Source organism: Streptomyces nogalater (assembly GCF_039532885.1).
Lineage (GTDB): Bacteria > Actinomycetota > Actinomycetes > Streptomycetales > Streptomycetaceae > Streptomyces > Streptomyces nogalater.
The window spans coordinates 20,605-28,538 of record NZ_BAAASM010000045.1 but is presented as its reverse complement, the minus strand read 5'-3'; the positions used below and the strand labels follow the sequence as shown (position 1 = coordinate 28,538).

Here is a 7,934-nt window from a genome sequence, read left to right as displayed (position 1 = left end):
ACTGGGCGTCAGTCAACGACACACCCAGACCAACGATCCGATGATCTGAAAGAAACGGCCTAGCGACGGCACCGGCGCCCGAGCGGCACACGCCGGCCGCCCGCGGCTGAACCGCCCACTCACGCCAGGTGCGCGGGCGGTCGGCTCACGGGCAAGGCATGCTCATGTAGAGCGCCTGCTCACCCGCCGAGGGCGTGCCGTCGTAGAGGGTGGTGTCGAGCCCGCAGAACACGAAGCCCATCCGCCGGTACGCGTGGATCGCCGGCGCGTTGATGTTGCTGACCTCCAGCCAGATGTGCTCCGCACCCCGCTCCCGGGCGAACTCCGCCGCGAGCCCCATCAGCGCGCGGCCGACCCCCTTGCCCCGGTGTTCCGGGGCGACCTCGATGTCCTTGATGGTCAGCCGACGGTTCCAACCGGAGTACGAGACGGTGACGAACCCGGCCAGTTCCCCGGAGGTGCCCTGCGCGACGAAGGTACGGCAGTCCTCGCCGCCCCCCTCGTCACCGTCCGACTCCTCCTCGGGAAACACCTTGGTGAGCGGCGGCTCCACCGGCACCTCCCGCAGCGCGAACCCCTCCTCCGTCACGGTCACCTGGAAAACGGTGCCGGTGGTGAAGGAGCCGTCCAACGCCCCAATGGCCGACGCGTCCCCGGGCAGGGCAGTGCGGTACCGGTACCCCGTGTCGTCAACAGTGGTCATACCCCGACGCTACGACCACTGGACGGGGACGGGGACCGATCTCGGTCGGTCGGTCACGGCGGACCAATCGGCCCCAGGGAAGTGCGTCACCGGTCCTGCCCGGGTGTCTCCGTCTCGCCGGACGCGGCCTGGGTGGTCGTGGTGTGGCTGGTTCGCTCGGGGATGCGGTCCGGTTCCTCGAACAGCGTGCCGAACTCGTCCGGCAGGGCGTGCAGCAGGTCGGCCGCCAGGTCCGTGTCCTCGGCCGCGATCCGGCAGACCACCGTCTGCGCCAGGAAGAGCGCCTGCTCAGGGGTGGCGCCCGCGGGCCGGGCCACGTCCGCCAGCAGATCGTCGAGCGACACCGCGGAGTCGTCCGCCGTGTCGGCCCCGTAGCGGAGCGCGGGGCGTTCGTGGGCCGGTACGGCCTTGCGCAGATGCTCCCGGCGCGGCTGATCGAGTCGGCTGCTGAGCGCCGCGAGGACGAGGTGTACGGCGGCGTCGGCGGCCTCCGTGTCGTCGAGGCGGGTCCGCGAGGCCACTTCTTCCACCAGTTGCTGATGGCTGATCATGCTGCCTCCACCGGTGAGTGCTGTGGTTGGGCTCTGCGTGCGGTCTCACGGGTGCCCGTAGGGTCGGCATTTACGCACATATCCGACCGAAGCGGACATGAGCGTCGGCATGGACGGGCGTACCGGACGACGAATTTTCGGCGGCGGGAATGAAACCGGGAGGCGGTCCGTTGGACGGGGCGGTCGTAGTTTTTGTGTCTGTGTTTCACCGCACGCTCGCGAAGAACGATGTCGCGGGCGCCGCCTTCCTTCAGGGAACTGGAGAAGTCGCGTCCAGGCCGGCCCGGGAGTCCGCACGGTGCGGCTTCCGTACCCAGCCCCTGTAAGGAGCAGCAAATGGCTCAGGGAACCGTGAAGTGGTTCAACGCCGAGAAGGGCTTCGGCTTCATCGCCCAGGCCGACGGCCCGGACCTCTTCGTCCACTACTCCGAGATCGACGGCAACGGCTTCCGCAGCCTTGAGGAGAACCAGCGCGTCGAGTTCGACGTCGTCCAGGGTCCCAAGGGTCCGCAGGCCGCTCGCGTCCGCGCCCTCTGAGGCGAGCGCTGAGCAGGAGGGCCGGTGCCGTCAAGGCACCGGCCCTCGGCATGTCACCGTGAGTGGGCATGCGCTGCGTGAGGCGCGGTTACTCCTCGAAGTCGTCCGGTGTGATCCCCGCCTCCTGCATCGCCTCGCGCATCGAGCGGCCGGAGGCCCCAGGCTGCTGTTCTTCCTTGCCGGTGTCGGCCGGCGACTCGATGACATCGTCCGTGGTGGTCGTCTTCGGACGGTTCTCCTCGGGCACGGTCACCGTGACCGCCTCCTCGCTGCGTCGGGTCTTTCGCGAGCCGTCGGGTACCCAGGCCGACCTGCGGAATGCCTGCGCGGCGCTCCGCGAAGGACGCTGCGACGCCTGTCACCGGCCGGCGCAGTATCCCCGCTGGAAGGCCGCCCAGAAGTCCCGGTCGATACCCGACTCGGTGAGCGGGTTCCAGTTGGTGTGGGCCACGAGCTGGTGGTGCCCATCGCGGCTGCCGAGCGCGAAGGTGAGGTACCCGGGCGCGCTGCCGCCGTGGCCGTAGGCGAGGCCGCAGCCGGTGGCGTAGACGTACACGCCCAGGCCGTAGCGGACGGCGGGCGGGGCGGCGCCCGTGGTGGGGACGGTGTCGGTGAGCATGCGGCGCAGCAGCTCCGGGGGCAGCAGACGGCCGCGCAGCAGGGCCCGGTAGAAGCGTGCGATGTCCGCCGCCGTGGTCACGAGGGCACCCGACGCCCCGGCCTCGGACGGGCTGAACGCGGTGACGTCGTAGCGGGTGGCGTCCGGCGCGTCCGGCAGCAGGAGGGAGACGTCCGTGTAGCCATGCGCATGGGCTCCGTCGATCGCGGTGGCCGCCAGCGGGTACGAGGTGTCGCGCAGCCCCAGCGGCGCGAAGACCCGGCGTTCGAGGTTGGTGCGCAGGTCCCGGTCGGTGACGCGTTCGATGATCAGGTCGAGCAGCAGATAGTTGGTGTTGGAGTACCGGAACCGGGTGCCGGGGGCCGGGAAGTACCGGGGCCGCCCGAGTCCGACGCCGATCAGCTGGTCGCGCGGCCAGTACTGGTCGATGGTCCGGAAGTGGGGAAGCAGCCCGTCGATGTAGTCGTACAGTCCGCTCGTGTGGTTGAGCAGCTCGCGGACGGTGATGGGGGCGTCGGACAGGGCGTTGCCGGGGCGCACCTGGTCGGGCAGCAGCCTCTGGACGGTGTCGTCGAGCCGCAGCCGGTGCTCGGCGACGAGCTGCAGGACGACCGTCGCGGTGAAGGTCTTGGTGAGGCTTCCGGCGCGGAACCTCAGGTCCGGTGTCATCGGCGTGCCGGCGGACCGGTCGGCGAGGCCGGCCGCGCCGAAGCGTTCCCGTGAGCCGTCGCGGGCGAGCAGGAAGGCGCCCGGGTTGGGGTTCGGGCCGGCCACCACCCGGTCGGCCAGCGTCTGGAGGACCGGGTCGCGGCGGCTGTCCGCCGGCCGTCCGGTACCGGCCTGGCCCGCGGCGGCCATACCGGGCGGCATCAGCAGGGCAAGAGCAACTGCCAGGCCTAGTATGCGGGTTGTGCTGCGTCGGATCACCGAACGCTCCCTCCGGTAACCGTATGGACGTACGGTTATAGCACGCGGTACCGTCTTTCCGTGCCGAGAGTCGCCGACCACGACGCCCGCCAGGGGCAGATCAGTGACGCCGTCCAACGCCTGATCGTGCGGGACGGCCTCCACGCCGTGACGGTCGCGCGGACCGCCGCCGAAGCGGGGATCTCCGTGGGCCTGGTGCAGCACTACTTCACGGCCAAGGACGAGATGCTGCTGGCCACGTTCACCCGCGTCAACGAGCGTTTCACCGCGCGCGTGGGCGAGTTGGTGAACCGGGGCGAGGTCGCGGGCCGCACCATCGCCGAGATGCTGCGGCAGGCGCTGGCCGAGCTGATACCGCTGGACGACACCCGCCGCGCCGAGTTCCTGGTCCGTCTCGCCTTCGCGGGACAGGCCGCGCACAACGCCCGCCTGGCCGCCGTCCAGAGAGAGACCCTCGCACACGTCCGCGCACGCGTCGCCCGTGCCATCCACAACGGCACGGCCTGCGGCGAGGTCCCCGAGGGCGTCGATGCCGCCGGACAGGCCCTGGAAATCGTCGCGTTCGTCGAAGGGCTCGCCCTGCACCGGCACATCGACCCCGACGGCACACCGGACTCGGCCGTCCTCGCCGCGCTGGACGACCGGCTCGGTCGCGTCTTCACCGGAACCTGCCGCCGGACGGGAATCTCTTGATCAACACCGGTGTTGCGGCCTGCGTCAGCAGCAGTCGTGTGAAGGGTCCTCCGTGCGCGCCATACAGATCCACCGCTTCGGCACGCCCGACGTCCTCGGCCCCGTCGAGGTGCCCGAGCCCGAACCGGCGCCCGGGGAGGTACTGATCCGGTCCGTCGCGACCGGTATCAACCCCGTCGACGACAAGACCCGCGAGGGAGCCATCGGCGAGGGAACCCCGCCGCTGCCGATGACCCTCGGCTGGGATCTGGCCGGCATCGTGGTCGACGGGGGCGACAGCGGGCTGCGCGCCGGGGAACGGGTCATCGCGATGTCGCACCAGCTCGGCACCGGCCGGGGCACCTGGGCCGACCTGGTGGCCCTCCCCGCGGGGGCGGTGTCCGTCGCACCGCGGTCGATCGACCTGGTCCAGGCGGCCACCTTGCCGCTTCCCGGGCTGACGGCCCTGCACACCTTGGACTGGCTCGCGGTCACCGCCGGGGAACGGCTGCTGATCGCCGGTGCCGCGGGCGCCGTCGGCGGGCTGGCGCTCCAGATCGCCCGGGCCCGGGGAATCCGGGTGGACGCCCTGGTCTCCCGTGCGGAGCAGATCGGCTTCGTCCGCGAGCACGGTGCCGGTCTCGTCACCACGGACCCCCGCGATCTCCCGTCCCGTTCCTACGCCGCGGTCTTCGACACCTTCGGGGCCTTCGTCACCGAGGCGGTGGCGGACGGCGGCCGGTACGCGTCGATCGCCACCCAGGCCGGCCCGGTTCCCGACCTGTCCTCCCGGGGCGTCCGTACGACCGTCCACCAGGTACGCGAGGACGGCGCGGGCCTGCGCGAGCTGTCCGGGCTCGTCGACCACGGCTCCTTGCGGCCGCGCGTGCACGCCGCCTTCGGCCTGCACGAGATCCGCGCCGCGCACGTGCGCTTCGCCCAGGGCGGCCTGGCGGGGAAGATCGCCATGGTCTTCTGAGCCGTGGTCGGCCGCATAGTTGCCTGCCGCATAGTTGCTTGACGCATAGTGGCCTGCCGAACCGCGGTCCGCTGAACCGCGGCCTTCCGCGGCATGGGCGCGGGCGGCATGGGCTAGGGCAGCACGGCCTTGCGCGCCGCGGCCGTGCGCGGCGTGGTCTCCCGGTCCGTCATGACGCGGCCGTGGCGCGCTCGTACAGCCGGTGCGTCTGGGTGTGGACCCCGCCGAGGGCCTCGCCGTGCCGACGCGAGGCGTGGTTGTCCTCCAGGACCCACGAGTAGGAGATCTCGGTGTATCCGAGGCGGAAGGCGGCGCGCTGGGCCTGGGTCACCAGGGCCGCGGCCAGGCCACGGGACCGGTGTTCCCTGGCCACGCCCATGGCGGCGAAGCGGACGCGGTCGATTCGGCGGACGGCCCGCGCGGCCCGGATCAGCCCGACGGGCAGGCCCAGGGTGGTGAGCCGGCCGCGGGCCGCGTGCAGCGCCTGGTGGGCGTCGGGCAGGCAGAGCAGGAAGGCGACGGGTTCGCCGTGCAGTTCCGCGATCTGGAGGAGGCCGGGGCGCAGCAGGGGCTTCAGCTTTTTCATCATGTAGCCGAACTGCGCTTCGTCGACGGGAACCGAACCGTAGCTGTGGGTGAACGTTTCGTTGTAGAGGTTCCGGACGCTCTCCATATCGGCTTCCGTCCGCTGCGGGTCCAGCGGCCGGACCGTGAGTCCCGGGGTCGCGAGGACGCGGTCCGTGGCTTCACGGTATTCCGCCGGGGGTTCGCCGTCGGCGGGAATCGGAATGGCGTACGAAATCAGGTCCTTGGCCTTCTCGAATCCACATACGGAGAACAGTCGCGGATAATACGGCCGGTTCCGGGGAATCATGACGATGTGCGGCTGGTCGAAGCCGGATATCTGGACGCCGCACTCGTCATTGGTGGTGAATCCGAGGGGGCCCAAGGTGCGTGTCATTCCCTGCGCGGCGAGCCAGCCGTCCGCCGTGTCGAAGAGAGCGGCCGCGGCCTCGGGGTCGTCGTCGCACTCGAAGAGGCCGATCAGTCCGCGGTCCGGACCGTGCCGTTCGTTGTAACGGGGGTCGACGATCGCCGCGATCCTGCCGACCACGGTGCCGTGCCGCCGTGCGAGGAAGAGCCGCACCCTGGCCACCCGGTGGTACGGATTGCGGGCCGGGTCGAGGAAGGAGCGCCGCTCCCGCTCCAGCGGGGCCACCCACAGCGGGTCGTCGCGGTAGAGGTCGTACGGGAGCCGGATGAAGGCGGTCAGGTCGGTGTCCGTGCCGACCGGGGTGACCGTGACACTCATGACACCCAGTCCAGAAGCGTTTCCCTCAGCATCGGCTGCACCGGGACGGGCGGCGGCCCGGCGGGGATCAGCCCCAGGCGGCGGCCGGCGTGGGCGAACGCGCCGAGGATGCGCTCGATGTCCTCGTCGGTGTGCGTGGCCTGGAGGGACAGCCGGACCAGTGAGCGTTCCTCGGGTACGGCGGGCGCGGAGACGGCGCTGGTGAAGACGCCCTCCGTGAGGACCTCCCGCCACAGGGCCGTGGCCAGTTCCTTCCGCCCGGTGATGACGGGCACGATCGGGGTGACCGACTCGCCCGTGTCGAAGCCGAGGCCGCGTAGGCCGTCCCGTACCCGCCGCGCCACCTCGAAGGCGCGCGCCCGGCGCTCGGGCTCGGTCTCGATGATGGTCAGGGCCGCCAGCGCGGCGGCGGCCGAGGCGGGGGGGATCGAGGTGGTGAAGATGACGGACCGCGAGGTGTGCCGGAGGTAGTGGATCACCTCGGCCGGCCCGGCCAGGAACCCCCCGATGGAGCCGAACCCCTTGGACAGGGTGCCCGTGTGGAGGTCGACGGCGTCGGGCAGCCCGAAATGGTCGGTCACCCCTCGCCCGCCCGGTCCGAGCAACCCGATGTCATGGGCGCCGTCGACCACCAGGCGGGCGCCGTAGCGCCGGGCCAGCGAGACCAGCTCCGGCAGCCGGCACAGGTCGCCCTCCATGGAGAACAGGCCGTCCGTGAGGATCGCCTTGGCGGCGTCCGGGTCGGCCACCGCCAGCTTGCGCTCCAGGTCCGCCATGTCCGAGTGCCGGTACCAGCGTCTGTCGGCGAAACCCAGCCGCACCGCCTCGATCAGCGAGGCGTGGTTGGCCTTGTCGCTGAAGACGATGTCACCGCGGCCGAGCAGGGGAGCCAGCGCCAGGTTCGCCTCGAAGCCGGTGGTGGTCACGATCACCGCCTCGGCGTCGAGGAAGGCGGCCAGCCTGGCCTCCAGTTCCTCGTGCAGGGTGAGCGTCCCGCCGATCAGCCGGCTCGCCGAGGCGGAGGCACCCCAGCGACGGGCCGCGTCGGCCGCCGCGGCCACGACACGGGGGTGACCGGAAAGGCCAAGATAATCGTTTCGGGCGGCCATGACCAGGCGTTTTCCACCCAGGAACACCTCCCCTCCGCGTGCTTCAAGTGCGTTGTAGACGGCCCTCGGCCGCATGCGTGTCGCGTGTTGCATGACGGCCGTCAACTGCTTGTCGAAAATATCTGCCACTGCGCTCTCACATTCGACTCGCCACCCTTTTGAGATTTTCATACAAAAATGCGGAGAGGGTGGCCTCGGCATCCTCTCAGCCAGAGGAATGAAATGAAAAGCCAAGGCCTGGTTTCGTTAAGCCATTCGAGTGAATCGAGTCCTGTGGACGGTGCGACAGGGGGTGCGAGTGCGGTACGACTCGGGCTTACGGCTCCACCGACCGCGCCCGGCCCGCGCGGCACTCGGCTCTCGCGGCGCCCGGTCCCGGCGCCCGGCACCCTCGTCGCCGTCGGCGGCGACCGGTAGGTGAACCCCGCTTCCCGCACGAGGAGTTCACCCTGTTCGACGACCGACGACTCGGTCGACGTCTACGCCGGAGTACTCGACGGCGTACGACTGGACGCCCGGCGGCGT

Annotated in this window: 9 protein-coding genes; 3 read left to right on the top strand and 6 right to left on the bottom strand. The window is 70.8% G+C overall.

What is annotated here, in order from left to right; all coding sequences use genetic code 11:
- Nucleotides 1–145: 145 nt before the first annotated feature.
- Both ABD350_RS27910 and ABD350_RS27905 read right to left on the bottom strand, forming a co-directional pair.
- Nucleotides 146–703, bottom strand: coding sequence for a GNAT family N-acetyltransferase (locus ABD350_RS27910; RefSeq protein ID WP_344351406.1), 558 nt, complete (start codon nt 701–703; stop codon nt 146–148).
- Between the two features lie 86 nt (nt 704–789).
- Nucleotides 790–1,254: a DUF2267 domain-containing protein gene (locus ABD350_RS27905; protein ID WP_344351405.1), complete on the bottom strand. Its 465-nt coding sequence runs from the start codon at nt 1,252–1,254 to the stop codon at nt 790–792.
- Nucleotides 1,255–1,590: 336 nt separating this feature from the next.
- On the opposite strand from ABD350_RS27905, the gene ABD350_RS27900 reads away from it, so the two are divergent.
- Nucleotides 1,591–1,791, top strand: coding sequence for a cold-shock protein (locus ABD350_RS27900; RefSeq protein WP_344351403.1), 201 nt, complete (start codon nt 1,591–1,593; stop codon nt 1,789–1,791).
- A gap of 88 nt (nt 1,792–1,879) precedes the next feature.
- On the opposite strand, the gene ABD350_RS27895 is transcribed toward ABD350_RS27900, so the two are convergent.
- Together ABD350_RS27895 and ABD350_RS27890 are read right to left on the bottom strand one after the other, a co-directional pair.
- Nucleotides 1,880–2,044: a hypothetical protein gene (locus ABD350_RS27895; RefSeq protein WP_344351402.1), complete on the bottom strand. Its 165-nt coding sequence runs from the start codon at nt 2,042–2,044 to the stop codon at nt 1,880–1,882.
- 105 nt (nt 2,045–2,149) lie between these two features.
- Nucleotides 2,150–3,268, bottom strand: coding sequence for a serine hydrolase domain-containing protein (locus tag ABD350_RS27890; protein WP_344351400.1), 1,119 nt, complete (start codon nt 3,266–3,268; stop codon nt 2,150–2,152).
- A 129-nt stretch (nt 3,269–3,397) separates the two neighbouring features.
- On the opposite strand from ABD350_RS27890, the gene ABD350_RS27885 reads away from it, so the two are divergent.
- Both ABD350_RS27885 and ABD350_RS27880 read left to right on the top strand, forming a co-directional pair.
- Nucleotides 3,398–4,030: a TetR/AcrR family transcriptional regulator gene (locus tag ABD350_RS27885; RefSeq protein ID WP_344351399.1), complete on the top strand. Its 633-nt coding sequence runs from the start codon at nt 3,398–3,400 to the stop codon at nt 4,028–4,030.
- Between the two features lie 52 nt (nt 4,031–4,082).
- Complete coding sequence (locus ABD350_RS27880) at nt 4,083–4,988, top strand: NADP-dependent oxidoreductase (protein ID WP_344351397.1); 906 nt, start codon at nt 4,083–4,085, stop codon at nt 4,986–4,988.
- A 169-nt stretch (nt 4,989–5,157) separates the two neighbouring features.
- On the opposite strand, the gene ABD350_RS27875 is transcribed toward ABD350_RS27880, so the two are convergent.
- Both ABD350_RS27875 and ABD350_RS27870 read right to left on the bottom strand, forming a co-directional pair.
- Nucleotides 5,158–6,300, bottom strand: a complete 1,143-nt coding sequence (locus tag ABD350_RS27875; protein WP_344351396.1) for a GNAT family N-acetyltransferase — start codon at nt 6,298–6,300, stop codon at nt 5,158–5,160.
- Nucleotides 6,297–7,409, bottom strand: a complete 1,113-nt coding sequence (locus ABD350_RS27870) for an aminotransferase class I/II-fold pyridoxal phosphate-dependent enzyme (RefSeq protein ID WP_344351395.1) — start codon at nt 7,407–7,409, stop codon at nt 6,297–6,299. Before ABD350_RS27870 ends, ABD350_RS27875 begins: the two co-directional genes overlap by 4 nt.
- Nucleotides 7,410–7,934 lie beyond the last annotated feature (525 nt).